The organism is Synechocystis sp. PCC 7339 (genome assembly GCF_019924095.1).
Lineage (GTDB): Bacteria > Cyanobacteriota > Cyanobacteriia > Cyanobacteriales > Microcystaceae > Synechocystis.
In genome coordinates, this window is record NZ_CP063659.1 from 1903228 (window position 1) to 1920245 (window position 17018).

Annotated in this window: 11 protein-coding genes and 1 pseudogene; 6 read left to right on the forward strand and 6 right to left on the reverse strand. The window is 47.6% G+C overall.

The window, feature by feature from the left end; genetic code table 11:
* Nucleotides 1–25: 25 nt before the first annotated feature.
* From IQE94_RS08995 to IQE94_RS09015, 5 genes are all read right to left on the reverse strand, one after another.
* Entirely contained in the window at nucleotides 26–1162 is a 1137-nt protein-coding gene (locus tag IQE94_RS08995) for a DegT/DnrJ/EryC1/StrS family aminotransferase (RefSeq protein ID WP_212717585.1), read from the reverse strand.
* Between the two features lie 70 nt (nucleotides 1163–1232).
* Nucleotides 1233–1562, reverse strand: coding sequence for a co-chaperone YbbN (locus tag IQE94_RS09000; protein ID WP_212717583.1), 330 nt, complete (start codon nucleotides 1560–1562; stop codon nucleotides 1233–1235).
* A 137-nt stretch (nucleotides 1563–1699) separates the two neighbouring features.
* Nucleotides 1700–2380, reverse strand: a complete 681-nt coding sequence (gene ctaE, locus IQE94_RS09005) for a cytochrome c oxidase subunit CtaE (protein ID WP_223341775.1) — start codon at nucleotides 2378–2380, stop codon at nucleotides 1700–1702.
* A gap of 52 nt (nucleotides 2381–2432) precedes the next feature.
* Nucleotides 2433–4088: a cytochrome c oxidase subunit I gene (ctaD, locus tag IQE94_RS09010; RefSeq protein WP_223341776.1), complete on the reverse strand. Its 1656-nt coding sequence runs from the start codon at nucleotides 4086–4088 to the stop codon at nucleotides 2433–2435.
* Between the two features lie 87 nt (nucleotides 4089–4175).
* Nucleotides 4176–5174, reverse strand: coding sequence for a cytochrome c oxidase subunit II (locus IQE94_RS09015; RefSeq protein ID WP_223341777.1), 999 nt, complete (start codon nucleotides 5172–5174; stop codon nucleotides 4176–4178).
* Nucleotides 5175–5381: 207 nt separating this feature from the next.
* Here IQE94_RS09015 and IQE94_RS09020 point away from each other — a divergent pair, with 207 nt between their 5' ends.
* The 3 genes from IQE94_RS09020 to IQE94_RS09030 all read left to right on the forward strand — a co-directional run bounded on the left by IQE94_RS09020 (nucleotide 5382) and on the right by IQE94_RS09030 (nucleotide 8852).
* Nucleotides 5382–5702, forward strand: a complete 321-nt coding sequence (locus IQE94_RS09020) for a hypothetical protein (protein ID WP_223341778.1) — start codon at nucleotides 5382–5384, stop codon at nucleotides 5700–5702.
* 27 nt (nucleotides 5703–5729) lie between these two features.
* On the forward strand, nucleotides 5730–5855 hold the full coding sequence (locus IQE94_RS18865; RefSeq protein ID WP_223343213.1) for a nucleotidyltransferase domain-containing protein: 126 nt from the start codon (nucleotides 5730–5732) through the stop codon (nucleotides 5853–5855).
* 411 nt (nucleotides 5856–6266) lie between these two features.
* The gene (locus IQE94_RS09030; protein WP_223341779.1) at nucleotides 6267–8852 is read left to right on the forward strand and encodes a TIGR03960 family B12-binding radical SAM protein; all 2586 of its coding nucleotides are present in this window, start codon (nucleotides 6267–6269) and stop codon (nucleotides 8850–8852) included.
* 166 nt (nucleotides 8853–9018) lie between these two features.
* Here the strand turns inward: IQE94_RS09030 and IQE94_RS09035 are convergent, their stop codons facing one another.
* Nucleotides 9019–9675, reverse strand: coding sequence for a YggS family pyridoxal phosphate-dependent enzyme (locus IQE94_RS09035; RefSeq protein ID WP_212717574.1), 657 nt, complete (start codon nucleotides 9673–9675; stop codon nucleotides 9019–9021).
* A gap of 131 nt (nucleotides 9676–9806) precedes the next feature.
* Between IQE94_RS09035 and IQE94_RS09040 the strand changes: the two are divergent.
* From IQE94_RS09040 to polA, 3 genes and pseudogenes are all read left to right on the forward strand, one after another.
* Nucleotides 9807–10947, forward strand: a pseudogene (locus IQE94_RS09040) (site-2 protease family protein).
* A 252-nt stretch (nucleotides 10948–11199) separates the two neighbouring features.
* Nucleotides 11200–13392, forward strand: coding sequence for a phosphoketolase (locus IQE94_RS09045; protein WP_212717570.1), 2193 nt, complete (start codon nucleotides 11200–11202; stop codon nucleotides 13390–13392).
* Between the two features lie 378 nt (nucleotides 13393–13770).
* Nucleotides 13771–16740, forward strand: a complete 2970-nt coding sequence (polA, locus tag IQE94_RS09050; RefSeq protein WP_223341781.1) for a DNA polymerase I — start codon at nucleotides 13771–13773, stop codon at nucleotides 16738–16740.
* The last annotated feature ends 278 nt before the right edge of the window (nucleotides 16741–17018 follow it).

The following is a 17018-nucleotide window of genomic DNA, read 5'->3' on the forward strand; positions in this document are numbered from 1 at the left end:
GCCACAATGTTCCTGAGCAAGAAATTTAGGACTTTAAATGGCGCACCAATGCTTCCCCCACCCTGGCCGCTTCCTCTGCAGTAGTACCGGAGGTTAAAGGAGGACAAATGTGACGGGGACACCAAGTTTCCGCATTGGGAAAAGATTTGCCGGGACACACATCTTTGAATACCGGCTGCAAATGACAGGGAATTTCGTACACCGTACCCCCTAAATAAATCTCTTCTGCCGCCAGAGCGTCTTTCATTTGGGCTGGGGTTTTACCTTCTGGTAACAATACTATTAATTTGTACTGACTAGCCCGCTCCATGTGGTCGGTGGAAACAAATTCAACGCCCGCTTCCCTGAGGGGGGCTGTGATTAGTTCGTAGGCCCTTTGCCTAGTGGCCAACATTCTCTCCAGTTTAGCCAGATGAATTTGTCCCAGCAGAGCATGGATTTCCGTCATGCGGGTGCTATTGCCAAAATCCGTATGCAGACCGCCAAAATTCATGCCCCGTTTTCCCTGATTCCGCAATGAACGGGCAATGGTATCTTCCTCGTCGTCGTTGAGGGTGACCATGCCGCCTTCAAAGGTGGTCATTACTTTAGTAGGAAAAAAAGAAAAAGAGGCCCCATCAGCTAAGTTGCCCGCCTGTTTGCCCTGGAGTTGACTACCGTGGGCGTGGGCCGTATCTTCCCAAACATGGAGTCCCTGACTATGGCAGTAGTCCATCACTGCGGGGAATTCGGGGGAAATTACGCCGCCGATATGCACCCAAAAGACACCGGACAAGGGTTTGGGGTAACTGTTGCCTTCCACCGCTTCTTTGACCATGGCCAGGGAGGGAGCAAAGGTTTTGGGATCCATGTCCAAATACTGCACGTCACTGTTCACCCGCAACACAGAAGCAACGGTGGCAAAATTTGTGTTAGTGGGCACAAGTACAGTGGTATTTTTCGCCTGTTTCAATCGCAGAAGAATTTCCAATCCCGAAGTGCCGCTATTAACTGAAATGGCGTGTTTTGTACCGACAAACTCTGCAAAGGCAGTTTCAAATTCCCGGGTATGGTTGCCCAGAATTAGGCTGCCGGATTTGAGGATTTGCCTGGCCCCGTCCAAAAAAAATTCAATTTCGTCGTCGCTGATGTCGAAGTAGAAAGGCTTAATCGGAGCGGCCATGGTTGGAGAGGGAAAATTATTGACAAATAGCTCTGGTCAGTTAGGGGTGCTTTGGGCAATCAGCACCGTCCTAAACAAAATCCAATTCCTGTTTCAACAATTCGAGCAATTTGGGTTTGGTGATCGCCCCTTCATGGGCCATCACTAGTTCATTCTTTTTAAACAAACGCAGGGCAGGGACCCCTTCTACTTTGCACTGGGCCACGGCAGTGGGGTTGGGATCCACTTCCAACTTGAGCACTTTGAGCTTATCGCCATAATCCTTGGCGATCGCCTGGATAGCGGGGGCCATCAACCGACAGGGCCCACACCAGGAAGCCCAAAAATAAACCAACACTGGCTTAGTTTGCCCTTGGGTTTCCTGCTCAAATTCAGCGTCGGTGATTTCCAGTAAACTCATGGTAGTGGTCAAGAATTTCCTTGGTTATTTGACTTCAGGTGATGGCGAACCTGGGGAGTGCCAGCCTGATTCTCCATCATGCCACGAAATTAACCTATCACCAGAGTCGTTTTGCTTTAGCTCCTACGGTCTTTACATCAGAGCAAGTAAACCAAGATAAACAAAACAATCCAAACTACATCGACGAAATGCCAATACAACTCCGCCGCTTCCACCCCAAAATGGGATTTGCTGGAATAATGCCCCGGCTGGCGTGATCGCCAAAGCACAGAAAGAATTAGTAACAATCCAAAGGTAACGTGGAGGCCGTGGAAGCCGGTGAGTACATAAAAGCAACTGGCAAATAGATTGGTAGTTAGTCCCATTTCCAGATGGAAATATTCATACATCTGGCCGGCTAAAAAGATAATGCCCATAATGGCGGTGAGGCCAAACCACTTTTGTAAACCTACATTGTCATTATTGCGAATGGCCGCTTGACCTTTGTGCATAACAAAACTACTGGAAATCAGAATAATACTATTGATCCCAGGCAAAAGTAATTCCAACTCCGGCGTACCCTCTGGCGGCCAGGCAGGCATCACACTGCGGTAAATCAAATAGGCGGTGAACAAGCCCAAAAAAATGGCACTTTCTGCCACGAGGAAAAGAACCATTCCAAACATCCGCAGATCGGGATGGCCATGGTGGGTATGGGCTTCCCCTGAGGTATAGGCGCTGTTTAAATCGGAGCTAAGGGCGGTGGTTTGCATAGGACTGACAATTATCGTTGCTGAATTTCTAGGATTTTGCAGAAAACTTCTGGCTGACGAGCCCATGGGGGGAAATTATTGAACTAAATATCCCCCTAGGCAAAGGAGGTGAAGGAAGCTAACTGCCTGCCGCATCGGCAATTAGGGTTTGGACTGTTTCTTCCTCGTCCACTAACTCCGTGTCAATACCAAAATCGTAGGGACCACACCAGAGCACCGGTTCTTCTTCAAAGTTTTCGATAATGGGGGGGGAGGCAGTTTGCCATTCTAGAGTTAGGGCTCGCCAAGGATTACGGGCCGCTTTTTCTCCTTTAAACAGACTCCAAAAGACGTTGATAACAAAGGGAATGGTGGAAGCGGCTAAAACGTAGGCCCCTATGGTGCTCAACACGTTTAGCGGCTGAAATTCAACATCGTAGAGGGCAATGCGGCGATTCATTCCCATTAGACCCAGCTCATGCATGGGCATAAAGGTTAAATTCATGCCGATAAAAGTGAGGACAAAGTGGAGACGCCCCAGGGGTTCATTGACCATGCGGCCAGTCATTTTCGGAAACCAGTGATAAACCCCGGAAAATAAGGCAAAGGCACTGCCTCCAAAGAGGACGTAATGGAAATGTCCCACCACAAAATAGGTGTCGTGGACGTGGATATCGAAGGGAACGGATGCCACCATTACTCCGGTTAGGCCGCCAATCATGAAGCTGGACAGGAAGCCAAAGGCAAACAGCATGGCGGAATTGAGTTGGATTTTTCCTCCCCAAAGGGTGCCGCACCAACTGAAAATTTTGATCCCCGTGGGAACAGCAATCAACATAGTGGTGGCCATGAAAAACATCCGCAACCAACCGGGGGTGCCACTGGTAAACATGTGGTGGGCCCAGACAATCAAGCCCAAAAAGCTGATGGCCAAACTCGAATAGGCGATCGCCCGGTAGCCAAAGATGGGTTTGCGGGCATGGACAGGGATGACTTCAGAGATGACGCCAAAAAAGGGCAAGATCATAATGTACACTGCCGGATGGGAGTAAAACCAGAATAAGTGCTGGTAAACCACGGGGTCTCCCCCCCCCACTGGGTTAAAGAAACTAGTGCCGGCAATGAGGTCAAAGGAGAGCAGAATCAACGCCGATGCCAACACCGGGGTAGAAAGCAAAATTAAGGAAGAAGTAGCCAGCATTGCCCAGCAAAACAGGGGCATACTGTGCAAATCCATGTCCTTGATACGCATTTTCAAGATGGTGGTGACAAAATTAATTGCCCCCAGAATCGAGGAGGTACCCACCAAGAGTAAACTCAAAATCCAAAATTCTTCTCCCCATTTACCACTGAGCAAACTTAAGGGTGGATAGGAAGTCCAACCGGCCTGGGGTGCCCCGACAAAAAAGCTGGAGATGAGCAGAATGCCCCCCGGCGGAGTGAGCCAAAAAGCCACGGCATTTAAGCGAGGAAACGCCATATCCTCTGTGCCCACCATTAGGGGAATGAGATAGTTGGCAAAGGCAGCCCCGGCCGGCACAATCCAGAGAAAGATCATAATCGTGCCGTGGAGGGTCATCAGTTGGTTATACATTTCCGGCTGGACAAAGTCCGGGGAGGGAGTGGCCAATTCCGTCCGCATGGCTTCCGCAAAGGAACCACCAATGAAAAAGAAGAGAAAAGATGTAACTAGGTATTGAATGCCAATCACCTTGTGATCGACGCAAAAGGTAAAGTAATCCGTCCATTTGCGGCGGGGATGATTAGCCGTTAGATTGTCAGCGGCAATAGTCATAAAAAATTTTCTACCAGATTTGTCAAAATTTACAGAGTTTTAGGGCAAAACCGACCAGTCCTACCAAAGGTTATTACTCCAGCCAAATCAAAGCAGATCTTCGACCGGGGTGACTTGATCCTTCAACTGGGCCAATGCCTTGGTTTCCACTCCCATTTCCTTCACATAAGGGGCCAAATATTCTTTGGGAGTCATGGCGGTGGTGGCTTTGGGTAATGTCATTGCCATGGATTCCGTCGGAGCCGGAGCATTGGCCGCTACCCAATCGTCATACTCTTCGGGGGTATGGGCATAAAAGACCGATTTCATGCCCCCATGGTAAGCACCACACAACTCAGCACAGATAACCGGATACTGCCCAGGGGTGCTGGCATTAAACACCAAGGTACTGCCCCGCCCCGGAATCACATCCTGCTTTAACCGTAATTGGGGAATCCAAAAGGCATGGATCACATCCCCCGCTTCCATATTCAATTGCACCGGGCGATCGATGGGGGCGTGCAGTTCCCCGGAAATAATCCCCGTTTCGGGATAGGTGAAAATCCACGCATACTGAATTCCTTTCACATCTACCATCAGGGGGTTGACTCCTTGTTCTTCGCTATCTAAACCAATGCCCAGGGCAACATCTCCGTCCCCAGCCATAGCCACCATATTACCCATGCTCCCCATATGTCCCATGTGGTTATGGGCCATCTGCTGACCGGCATTATCCCTAGAAATGGTTGGATCCAAACCGCCCAGGTTGTTGTACACCTCAAAGCTATACACTGCCAAGGTAAAAACAATTACCGTAGGAATGGCAGTCCAGAGAATTTCCAGGGGCACATTACCTTCTATGGGAGGGCCATCGGTTTGGTCGCCCTTGCGACGGCGAAAGCGAATCAGGCAGTAAACCAAAACACCTTCCACCAAAAGGAATAATCCCGTGGCAATGGTCATCATGTAATTAAAAATGCCATCCACTTCTTCCGCGTCAGCGGAGGCGGCAACGGGCATCAGACCATTATTCTGTCCGTACCACAAACTAACAACTGTGATCACAACGCCGATGAGAAGGGTTATGACACTACCGGGAATTTTCACAGCAAACCTCTATCTCTCGGAAAACAACAAAAAATACAATTCCCTACAGGGTAAAGCAATTCTCCAGACCGGGGTCAAGCTCTAGCTAAATTCTTCAGAGTTCTTTAACAATCTTGCCGTCCCAGTAGTTGGTTTGAGAGCTGTAGTAATTTAGACCCAAAAAGTGTTCTGATTTCAGAAATGAGAAGAATAGTTCCTATTACTTGTTTGATTACTTTGAGTTTCCTTTTTACCATTTTAGAAGTATTTACAAGTACCAAAAAGGTCTTTGCTTGTTATGCCAATCCTTTACCAAATGTTAAGGTAGGAGACAGTATAAAGAATGTTCTTCAGGATCTACTTAATAATGGAGGGTGTGGAGAACAATTAATTATGATGCGGTATGATGAAAAAACAATACTCATTTGTTCGCCTTTGAATGGTTTAGACCAGCCGATAGCACTTAAACTTCTTGTTCATAATTGGGTGGTAAAACAAGTAAAAGTAACAAGATTTGATGAAACTAGTTATTACCTCTGTGACTTTTAATGGTACTAATCTATGAAGACTCTGGCAATGAATTTACACGAAGCGGCGATTACTCAATTTTGCGAACAGAACCACATTCGTAAACTATCCTTGCTCGGATCGGTTTTACGAGATGATTTCACCGAATCCAGCGATATAGATATTTTGGTTTAATTTCAGCCTAGAAAAACCCCTGGCTTCACAATCGTTACTATGCAGGATAAGTTGTCTCAGTTATGGAGGCGACCTGTTGATCTCAGAACCCCGGCTAAATTAAGTTGATATTTTCGGGATCAAGTAATGCAGGAGGCAATGGTAATCTATGTTGAAGGCTGATCTTAAATTACAGTCCAAATGTCATCAATATTTACTTCGTTATAAACCTCAAAAACGCAATATTGATCAAAAGCATCTTCAGAGTTGTGGACGGCAACAACGACAATAAATTCAGCCACATAGCTCCGGTTTTAGTTTTTCCAACGGCGATCACCCCGGAATAATATTCGGTTCTCAAAACTGGTAGCAGACTATTCCCCCAAAGCTCCGTGCGATAATGGATAACTGCCCAACGCCAAAGTGAAAACCATGCCAGTGCCTGTACAAACCTTGATTAATGCCGAGATCCATAAGCCTGCCCGGTATCTAGGCAACGAATTGGGGAGAGCGCACAAAGATTGGGACAGTGCCACGGTGCGCTGGGTGTTGACCTATCCCGAAGTTTATGAACTGGGGGCTTCCAACCTGGGGCATATTTTGCTCTACAACATCATCAATGCTCAACCCAGGCAATTGTGTGATCGCACCTATCTGCCCGCCGCCGACCTGGCAACAAAACTAAGGGAGACTAATACCCCTTTATTTGCTCTAGAATCCCGCCATTACCTGCCAGAATTTGACATTTTGGGATTTAGTTTGAGTTACGAATTAGGGGCCACTAATATTTTGGAAATGTTGCAATTAGCCCAAATTCCCCTCACGTGGCAGAAAAGAAAAGATGGGGATTACCCCTTGATTTTTGCGGGAGGGCAAACCGCCACTTCCAATCCTGAACCCTACGCCGATTTTTTTGATTTCATTGCTCTGGGGGATGGGGAAGAATTGTTACCAGAAATTGGTTTGGTGCTGGAAGAAGGCAAACGGCAGGGACTAAACAAGGAAGATTTATTGCTCGATTTAGCCCAAGTGCCAGGGGTTTATGTGCCCCGTTTTTATGACATGGCCGATGATGGTTCTGTCCATGCCAATCGTCCCGATGTACCGAAACGAATTATGCGCCGGGTGGCCACTCCCATACCAGCCTATTCCATTGGTTTAGTGCCGCTGATTGAAACCGTTCACGATCGCCTGACGGTGGAAATTCGTCGGGGTTGTACTAGGGGCTGTCGCTTTTGCCAACCGGGGATGTTGACCCGTCCGGCCAGAGATGTGGAACCGGAAACGGTGATTGATGCCATTGAAACCGGCATTCGCCAAACGGGTTATAACGAATTTTCTTTGCTTTCCCTGAGTTGTTCCGATTATTTAGCTTTACCGGCAGTGGGATTGGAAATCAGAAATCGCCTCAAAAATGAAAACATTGCCCTCACTTTACCCAGCCAACGGGTGGATCGCTTTGATGAAAACATCGCCAATATTCTTGGCGGTACCAGACAGGGGAGTTTAACTTTTGCTCCGGAAGCAGGCACCCAAAGATTACGGGATGTAATCAACAAGGGGTTGACCAACGAAGAATTACTGCGGGGTATTAAAACGGCGGTGGAACAGGGTTGGGATAAGGTCAAACTTTATTTCATGATTGGCCTGCCGGGGGAAACCGATGTGGACGTGTTAGGCATTGTGGAAACGGTGCAATGGTTACGTCAGGAATGTCGTTTACCCCAACGCCGAGCCTTAAATTTTAATCTGACTATTTCCAATTTCACCCCCAAACCCCACACTCCTTTTCAATGGCATTCTGTTTCCACCAGTGAGTTTCGCCGCAAACAGGATTTATTACGACAGGCCTTTAAAGGGATGCGGGGGGTGAAAGTTAACTATACTGATGTCCGCATTTCTGCCATGGAAGATTTCGTTGGCCGGGGCGATCGCCGTTTGGGGCAAGTGGTGCGTCGGGCTTGGGAATTGGGAGCGGGCATGGATGCCTGGTGGGAAAGTTTGGACAAAGCCTATGGAGCCTGGGCCCAGGCGATCGACGAAGCGGATTTAACCTGGAAATATCGTCTGGTGGAGGATGGGGAGTGGAATATTTTTCATGGCGATACCCCCGATGAAAACGTTTATGATGCCCCCCTACCCTGGGATCACCTTGATACGGGCATTGATAAAACCTGGCTCAAAAATGATCTTTTCAAGGCGTTGGAAGCCGCCACTGTCCCAGACTGTTCCTTTGACGGTTGTTCCCATTGCGGTGTTTGTGGAGTGGATTTTGGCCATAACATTATTGCTCCAGTGCCCCCCATTCCAGTTTTTGATGGGGACTTTAAACCCAACACTGACCGAGTGCAGCGCCTACGGGTCTGGTTTGGCAAGCAAAATTCCATGGCTTTGGTCAGTCATCTCGACCTAGTGCGACTGTTTGACCGCGCCATGCGTCGTACTGGTTTACCCATTGCTTTCACCGGGGGATTTCATCCAGGGCCCCGCATTTCCATTGCCAATGCCTTACCGTTAGGTTCCAGCAGTAGCGGAGAAATAGTTGATTTTGACTTCACAGAAATGCTTGATCCAGAAGAATTTCGCCAACGATTAGCCGTTGTTTTACCAGAAGATTTACCTCTTTATCAAGTAGTGGAAGTGGATCCCAAATCCCCAGCAGTGACGCAATTATTAGACCAAGCTCGTTACCAAGTGCAACTAATAACTGACGAACCAGTGACATTAACCCAATGGCAAGCCTGGACGGAAGAAATTATCGCTCGAGAGGAAATATTGTGGGAAAAAACCACCAAAAGGGGCAAAAAGGTAACTCTTAATTTGCGGGAGCAGTTGCTTGATTTAACAATCCTTACAGTGATGCCAGAAGAGGTCACGGTGGATTACATGGGGACTTGCCGTAATGATGGCACCCAGTTACAACCTCGCAATTTAGCCTATTTGTTTGAGCAGGTGAGTGGAGTTAATATGCAATTGGGTCAAATTCATCGCTTAAGGTTGATACTTGATAACAACTAATAAGAAATGATATTTGTCTAGAGATAGCAAAAAAATGTTGTAAGTTAGATTCCAAAGGAAATCACTATAGTTAAAATACCCCGTAGACCAGAAGTTTTGAAAACTTCTTCGTTTTCATTAGCAACTAGCAATTGTCATTTTTGCCATCCTCCATGCAATGGACTATTTAACCCCGATCGCCAAAGAGAATAGTGCCCAAACGGATCATGGTAGCCCCAGCAGCAATGGCTTGGGGATAATCCTCGGACATCCCCATGGATAGTTCCGTTAATGATAGGTGAGATGTTTGATTAATCTCTGCGGCTAAATTTTTTAATTCTCCAAAGGTTTGTTGGCGATCGCCAGGGGACAGACCGAGGGGCAAAATGGTCATTAATCCACAAATTTTTAGGTTTTGTAATAGCTCTAATTGAGTTAAATCAATACTTAATGCTTCCTTGGTCCAACCCGATTTATTTTCGTCTGGCCGTAGCTTGACTTGCAATAATCCCTGGGGATGCTTACCCAACTCTTCGGCTATGCGATCCAACCTAGCGGCGATCGCCAAATTATCAATGGAATGGATATAGGCAAAATTTTCCACCACTTTGCGGGCCTTGTTTCTCTGTAAGCGTCCGATAAAATGCCAGTTAATGTCTTTGTAACTTGCTAAAGCCTCAATTTTTGGTAACGCTTCCTGGATGCGACTTTCGGCAAAATCCCGGATACCCGTCTCGTAGGCCGCTTCGATGTCGTTGATCGCCTTGGTTTTGGTCACCGCCACTAACCTTACACTGAGGGGGAGGATGGTAATAATTTCTGAGTAAACGCTGGGAGAAAACATGGCCGAACTGACGGGGGAAAAGGGCTGGACTGCCTTTGATCCTAAGGCGAATGGGGAAACGGTGCTTAACCGAACCCACTGCTACGGTTTTCCCACTCAGGCACTTCTTAACATCTCGTTACAATTAATTCATGTTAAGCCTCAGTTTAGGGGGGCAATTGAATGAACAACAATATCCGCGTCGGCAGTCTCTTTGGCATTCCTTTTTACGTAAATCCATCCTGGTTTTTAATTCTGGGATTGGTGACCCTCAGCTATGGCCAAGACTTAGCCCGCTTTCCCCAACTGTCCGGTGGCACACCCTGGATTTTGGGATTAGTCACTGCCCTATTACTTTTCGCTTCGGTAGTGGCCCACGAATTAGGCCATAGTCTAGTCGCCATTGCCCAGGGCATTGAAGTCAAATCCATCACCTTGTTTCTTTTTGGTGGTCTAGCGAGTTTAGAAAAGGAATCCAATACTCCCTGGCAAGCTTTTGCTGTGGCGGTCGCCGGGCCTGCGGTAAGCTTAGTGCTCTTTTTGGCTCTGACTATATTTGGCAGTCAAATTTCCCTTCCCCTCCCGGCTCAGGCCATTATCGGTTTACTTGCCGCCATTAACCTTGCCCTAGCATTGTTTAACCTCATCCCCGGTTTACCCTTGGATGGTGGTAACGTGCTCAAATCCATCGTTTGGCAAATTACTGGCAATCAGAATAAAGGTATCCTCGTCGCTAGCCGAGTCGGACAGGGTTTTGGTTGGTTGGCGATCGCCATCGGTAGCTTAGGCATTTTAAATATTCTGCCTATTGGTAGCTTCTGGACGATTCTGATCGGTTGGTTCCTGTTGCAAAATGCTGGTTCCTCTGCCCGCAATGCTCAGGTTAAAGATCAAATGGAAGCTTTCACTGCAGAAGATGCAGTCATTCCCAATAGCCCCATCATTCCTGCCGGGTTAAACATTCGGGAATTTGCCAACGAGTATGTGATTGGTAAAACCCCCTGGCGACGTTTCTTGATCATCGGTGCGGATAATCAACTGCTGGGACTGATAGCCACGGAGGACATTAAGGAAGTGCCGACCTCCGACTGGCCCCACACCACCGTTGATACCCTAATGCAATATCCTCAACAAATGGTCACTGTTAACGCTAACCAGTCTTTATTTGAAGTGGCTCAGTTATTAGACCAACAAAAGCTGTCGGAACTGTTGGTGGTGCAATCCTCCGGGGAAGTGGTGGGGTTATTGGAAAAGGCTTCCATTATCAAATGCCTGCAAACTTCCACCGCCTAGCTAGACTTGATTTTAAAGGCTCTCTGAATCCCCGAATTGGGGGGAAACAAGATTCAATGTCCCCCCAAAGTTGCCAGTAATTCAGTAGGTCAATGGAGGGGGACAATAAAAACTCTCAACAAGGATTGGGATTAAGCATCTATAGCTTTTTCTCAATCTTTTTTAATGAGTGAATAGGGGATTATCTGGTGTTACCCAAGGGGGTAAAATTAGGCCCAACCGTTACTCTTCTCTGGAATAGGATCTTTCCCCATGACCGTTGCCGCCGCCCCTGCTTTTTGCCAAGGAATTCGCTTTTTCGGTGAAAACCTGCCGGATTTTGATCGTTATGGCCAGGAAACGGCGATCGCCAGTGGGAAACAAGCCATCAACTCATCCAGTGATCCCCAGGCAGTTTATCAAACGTTATTGGCGGCGGATGCCCTGCGCTATTTGACCCTACAAACTACGGCTAGCAAGGAATCAGGACACCCCGGTGGCTTTGCCAGCATTGCCGAGGCGATCGCCTCCTTAGTGATGTTGGGCTACAAAAATACGGTGACGGAAGTAGGTCACCATGCCCCCGGTTTTTACAGCACCATGTTTCTGGATCGTTCCCTGGAAGCCATGGGGATTAATACAGTACAAGAACTTGGCGATCGGTTCCGGGAAATGCACGGGCTCTTGGGTCACCTCTCAGGCCAAATTCCTGGTTTATTAGCGCCAGCGGGACCTCTGGGCCAGGGTCAACATTTCGCCATGGCCGGGGCTAAACTCCATCCTGGCACCCTCTTTCCTGTCACCATCGGCGATGGCGGCCTGGGGGAACCCTACATCATGAGCAGTTTTGGCCATTTCCACACGGCCTATCCCCAAGTTACGAATTTCCTCCCCATTTTAGTTTGGAACGGTTTTAGCCAAGAACACCACAGCATGGTTTCCACCCAGAGCAACGAAGCCATGGTCAATTATTGGCGGGGCAACGGTTTCAAAAATGTCATTTTAGTTAACGCCAAAGATTTCGACGACAGCAATCAACCAGGGGATTTTGTTGACAGCACCAAGTTTTCTTTTAAGCAACGCTTAGCCTTCACCCAAGCCGTATTGGAAGTCACTGACCAAGCCGCCCAGGCCGCCCTCAATGGTACGTTGACTGTCCTGATTGTGAAGCAATTAAAAGGGGCTGGGGTCCACAAATCGGGAGCAAAATCCCATAACCTTTATCCCGGCGATAGTCTTGAGAAAGACTACATTGTTAGCGCTTTGCAAGAACGGGCTTTATCTCCAGACGCATGGCAATTGGTGCGGACTAATTTTGAGCGCTCCCATGGTGGCCCGGCGGCCCAGACAGTGGTAACGGAATCGGTTCTGCCCCTAGCGGATTTGGGCACTCTGCCCCTTAGGGAATTTGCCCTGGAAGATAAACAGGTGGCCACCACGGCCATGGGGGATTTGGTAGTTCATGTGGGCAAACAGGATGCTAATTTTGTCGTTACCAATGCGGACGGTAATGCGGCTTCTGGCATTAACAACATCAACGTCGGGCTCAAAATTGTCCACCCCACGGTGGATCAAGATTATTTCCAGGGCCCCAATGGCCAAGTTTATGAACCCCTGAGTGAAGATGCCTGTGCTGGTTTGGCCGCCGCCCAAGCCTTATTTGGGGGCCGTACCCTCTGGTGTTCCTACGAATCCTTTGCCATCAATGGTTTGCCCATCTGGCAGACTGTGACCCAGGCCATGGCGGAACTCCGTCGTCCTACCCCTTCCACCATTACCCTTTTTACGGCGGGGGCTTTGGAACAAGGACGCAATGGTTGGACCCACCAACGGCCAGAAATTGAGAATTATTTTGCCGCCATGATGCGCAATGGCAATATTTTTCCCCTCTTCCCCTGTGACGCCAACGGCATTCAGGTTTGTTATGACTGGGCTTTAACCACCAGCAATAAGGGCATTCCCATCACTGCCAGTAAGTCTCCCCTGCCCATCCGCACTACCCTGGAGGAAAATCGCCAAGGTTTGGCTAAAGGCGGCGTCCTAATCCACAGCAGTACTGGCTCCAAAACTGTGGTCTTTGCTGTGATTGGCGATATGACTTTAATTCCCGTCTTGGAAGCAGTTAGCCAATTGGAAAGTAAAGGTTATGGGGTGAAAGTGGTTTCTGTGATCAATCCCCGGCGCTTATACCGTCCCCATGATGTGCAATGGGAAGATTGTTCCGAGTCAGATGGTGGCTTTTTGAGTGATGCTGAATTTGCCGAACTGTTCGGTGGGGATGCGTTGATTGGGGTAACCGGCGGCAGTGGAGCCATGTTGGAACCGGTGATGCTCCGCAGTGCTTGCCCCAGGGATATTTTTGCCTGGAAACGGGGGGAAACCACCGCTAGTGCTGGGCAATTAATGGCCTATAACGGTTTAACTTCCCAAGCTTTAGGCGATCGGGCTAAGGCTTTGCTGGCCTAGGCTTAACCATCACTCGGTGAACTACCCACGCTGAATCTAAGACTACAGCATAGGCTTCCTATCCAGAAACTTGCAAAGGAGTAGAAGTCTTGCGAACGCTACTACCTTGTCTGACAGTTTGGCAATAGGCGGAATCCCCGGTTCCCGAGTTGAATGAGGTCAGAACCAGGTGGTCAATGCAGCGGACGACCGAGTTAACTAAGTAATTTTCATCGGTGGTCGCCGCCGTAATGGAGCTAGTTCCGCACTGGCCGGGGACAGATTTGCCCAGCTTTGGCGGTCTTGGTCAAGATGATAATGCTCTTTTTCCATAAGTAAAAATATTGCACACCTGCCACCATCGGCAACAGCGGTATAATCTAGCTTCCTCCCTAGTGCGTGTTTATGTCTGCTGAATCCCCTTTGTTATTGTTAGTTGATGGCCATTCCTTAGCATTCCGGGCTTACTATGCTTTTGGTTTGTCAAAAAAGGGTCCTCTGCGGACAACAGCGGGCATTCCCACCAGTGTATGTTTTGGTTTTTTAAATTCCTTGATACAGGTGATGGAATCCCAAAAACCAGCGGCGATCGCCATTGCCTTTGACCGCCGGGAACCCACCTTTCGCCATGAGGCCGACGTAGCTTATAAATCTAACCGTCAGGAAACCCCCGAGGGTTTTGCTGAAGACTTAAGCTATCTCCAGCAATTGCTACAGGCCCTTAATTTACGAACCATCACCTATGCAGGCTATGAAGCTGACGACATTTTAGGCACCTTAGCCCACCAGGGTAGTGACGCTGGCTATCGAGTTAAAATTCTCAGTGGCGATCGGGATTTGTTCCAACTGGTCACCCCAGAGCAAAATATTTCCGTTTTATACCTAACCCGTAATCCCTTTTCCAGTAACACTGGCTATGACGAATTGGACTGGCAGGGAGTGGTGGACAAAATGGGAGTGACCCCCGCCCAAATTGTGGATTTTAAAGCTCTCTGTGGAGATAAATCCGACTGCATTCCGGGCATTAATGGCATTGGTGAAAAAACCGCCATTAAGCTTTTAGCTGAGTACGAAACCCTAGAGAAAATATATGACAACTTAGAACAGATTAAAGGAGCGTTAAAAACGAAGTTAGCCAATGGCAAAAATGATGCCATGCACTCCCAAATGTTGGCTCGCATTGTAGTGGATGTAACTCTGGAGATAACCTGGGAAGATTTACAATTAACTGGATTTTCCACCGATCGCCTGGTGCCGCTGTTGGAAAAATTAGAGCTACGAACTTTTATCGACAAAATTGCAACTTTCCACCGTGCTTTTGGGGATAAGTATGGATCAGTACCAGTGGACGGTGGAATGGAGAGTAAGCTAAAGGATAACGCAGTTAAAACTAATCAAACTGCCAAGGCAAAAGCAAAAGTTAGCCAGGATGATTCCCAACAACTATCCTTGTTTGACGGCGTCCCCACCGTAACCAAAGAAGATGGTTTAATCACTATTCAATTGCCAGAACAAATTCAGCCACAAATTATTACCACTATTCCCCAACTGCAAGCTCTGGTTGAGGAATTAAAAAATTATACAGATGCAAAGTTTCCCGTTGCCTGGGACACAGAAACCAACAGTTTAGATCCCCTAATTGCCGACTTAGTTGGCATTGGTTGTGCCTGGGGTCAACAGCTCCATCAAGTGGCCTATATTCCCCTGGAGCACAATGAAGGGGAACAGTTATCCATCGACATAGTTAAAAATCTTTTGGGCGAAATTTTGAAAAATTCTAACTACCCCAAAGTCTTACAAAATACCAAATTTGATCGACGGGTTTTGGCCCACCACGGCATGGAGTTGGGGGGGGTCGTGTTGGATACTATGCTAGCTAGTTACGTGCTCCAACCGGAGGAAACCCATAATTTAACCGATCTTTGCCGTCGCTATAACCTTGGTTTGGTGGCCCTGAGTTATAAGGATTTGGGCTTAAAAAAAGACCAGACCATTGCCGATTTACCCCTAGAGACAGCGGGACAATATTGCGGTTTAGATTGCTATGCCACCTATTTATTGGCAGAAAAATTACAACAAGAACTGAATAATTATCCCGAACTTGCGGCTATTGTTAGGGACATTGAACAACCTCTGGAAAAAATTTTAGCGGCTATGGAAGATAGGGGGATTCGCATTGATTGCGATTATTTACAAACCCTATCGGAGCAATTGGCGAAAAAATTGCTCACCATTGAAACCACAGCCTATGCAGCAGCAGGGGAAAATTTTAATCTCAGTTCTCCCAAACAATTGGGTAGTATTTTGTTTGAGAAGTTGGGCCTAGACCGCAAAAAATCCCGCAAAACAAAAACTGGTTATTCTACCGACCATGCCACCCTCGAAAAACTCCAGGGAGACCACCCCATCATTGATGCAATTCTGGAACATCGTACTTTGGCAAAATTAAAATCCACCTATGTGGATGCTTTGCCGGAATTAGTTAATGCCCAAACCCAACGTATTCACACCGATTTTAACCAGGCCGTCACTTCCACTGGGCGGCTGTCTTCTTCCAATCCTAATTTGCAAAATATTCCCATCCGTTCTGATTTTTCCAGACAAATTCGGCGAGCTTTTTTACCCCAACAGGATTGGCTTTTAGTGTCGGCGGATTATTCCCAAATTGAGTTACGTATCCTGGCCCACCTTTCCCAAGAACCGGTGTTATTACAGGCCTATGGCTATCGCCAGGATGTCCATGCTGTGACTGCTAAATTGCTCTTTGGTAAAGAGGACATTACCCCGGCGGAAAGGAATTTGGGTAAAACAATTAATTTTGGCGTGATCTATGGCATGGGGGCCCAGCGCTTTGCTCGGGAAACGGGAATTTCCGCAGTGGAAGGTCGGGAATTTATTGACCGTTACCACCGCACCTATGCCCAAGTTTTTGATTACCTGGAAACCATGAAGCTAGAGGCGATCGCCAAGGGTTATGTGACCACCATTGTGGGCAGAAGACGTTACTTTAATTTTGTCACCGATGCCCTACGACGGCTGAGGGGAAAAACTGTGACGGAGCTAGATTTAGCTGGCATTAAAATGAACTATAACGACGCCCAACTTTTGCGCTCAGCAGCCAATGCTCCCATCCAAGGTTCCAGCGCCGATATTATCAAAATTGCCATGGTTAAACTAGCGGATCTGTTAGAAAACTACCAAACCCGCATGTTACTCCAGGTCCATGATGAACTAATTTTTGAAATGCCGCCGGAGGAATGGCAAGAGCTATTTCCCCTAATCCAAAACACCATGGAGCAGGCATTAACCCTATCGGTGCCTTTAGTGGTGGAAATGCATCGGGGTAGTAATTGGATGGAAGCTAAGTAACTTTTGCTACTCAATGGTCTTTGTGGACAGTGAACCCATGACCGTTAGAAAGTTTGCCTTTTCCCAAATATCCTTACAGAGTAAGTTTTGCCGAAAGTTAACAAATTCCAGGCAAGGGCTTAATTATTCTTAGAAATTGGGTTTTGACAAATCTGGTAGCAAGATCAAAAACCAGTGTGATAATAGCGACACTAGGTTAAGCAAAAGGCCGATTTTGCCGCCAATCTAGCGCCTTGTCTTGAGAACAAAAAATATCCCTCTTCCGTCAGACTGAGGGA

Excerpts from the sequence above, each read along its gene's own strand:
- IQE94_RS09030 (WP_223341779.1), top strand. The coding sequence starts at position 6,267 with ATGCCAGTGCCTGTACAAACCTTGATTAATGCCGAGATCCATAAGCCT.
- IQE94_RS09045 (WP_212717570.1), top strand. The coding sequence starts at position 11,200 with ATGACCGTTGCCGCCGCCCCTGCTTTTTGCCAAGGAATTCGCTTTTTC.
- IQE94_RS08995 (WP_212717585.1), bottom strand. The coding sequence starts at position 1,162 with ATGGCCGCTCCGATTAAGCCTTTCTACTTCGACATCAGCGACGACGAA.
- IQE94_RS18865 (WP_223343213.1), top strand. The coding sequence starts at position 5,730 with ATGAATTTACACGAAGCGGCGATTACTCAATTTTGCGAACAGAACCAC.
- IQE94_RS09035 (WP_212717574.1), bottom strand. The coding sequence starts at position 9,675 with ATGTTTTCTCCCAGCGTTTACTCAGAAATTATTACCATCCTCCCCCTC.
- IQE94_RS09000 (WP_212717583.1), bottom strand. The coding sequence starts at position 1,562 with ATGAGTTTACTGGAAATCACCGACGCTGAATTTGAGCAGGAAACCCAA.
- ctaD (WP_223341776.1), bottom strand. The coding sequence starts at position 4,088 with ATGACTATTGCCGCTGACAATCTAACGGCTAATCATCCCCGCCGCAAA.
- ctaE (WP_223341775.1), bottom strand. The coding sequence starts at position 2,380 with ATGGGCTCGTCAGCCAGAAGTTTTCTGCAAAATCCTAGAAATTCAGCA.